The organism is Bacillus sp. BPN334 (genome assembly GCF_008368885.1).
In the GTDB taxonomy this organism is placed as follows: domain Bacteria; phylum Bacillota; class Bacilli; order Bacillales; family Bacillaceae_G; genus Bacillus_A; species Bacillus_A wiedmannii.
Genome location: NZ_QOZW01000066.1, coordinates 1 through 631, shown reverse-complemented (window position 1 = coordinate 631; position 631 = coordinate 1). Strand labels below are relative to the sequence as shown.

Here is a 631-nt window from a genome sequence, read left to right as displayed (position 1 = left end):
CTTGTTTGAATTGCCATTTTAAATTCCTCCCTAATTGAAAGTAAGCATTTCCGTTTACTAGGAAATACCTATAACAAAAAGCATAAAGGCATAGAAAATAAGCCTTCCTTTTTGTTTTAACACCTCATCATCATCCGTGAATCTATCAGTGTTGCTAAAACAGGCAGGTCTCCTGACTTATGCTTCATATAATTTCTTTCACCTTCCCGTTTTCACAGTGGCACTAAACAAGAAATCTCAGCATTTACAGTGGCGGGACCGTGTTGGAGTTTCACCAAGCTTCCCTTTTAAACACGAAACGAAATTTTCGTGTACCTATTTTCCTTTTGAAAGGAAGTTAACAAGCGATATGATATTGAAACAAATTCTAACACAATTTTTGGAATTTTGTCTACTGTTTTAAAATAAGAAAATTCTAAAGGTTTTTATTTTTATTATTCTGATTGTTCTAACTTTTATAAGAGTGAAGAGAGGTAGCGGTAATTGAAATAAAGTGCGATTAAACTTATAAAGAAGTGTGTATCTGTACAGAGATAAGATGCCAGTTATGTTATTTAACAATCGGTTCATGTTATATCAAAACCTAAACAAGTATCCCCCGTCCTAAATTAGAACGGGGGATACTTGTTTA

At 33.4% G+C, this 631-nt stretch carries 1 riboswitch.

Annotated features, from left to right (window positions below):
* Positions 1-145 precede the first annotated feature (145 nt).
* Positions 146-334, bottom strand: a riboswitch (cobalamin riboswitch).
* Positions 335-631: the final 297 nt, after the last annotated feature.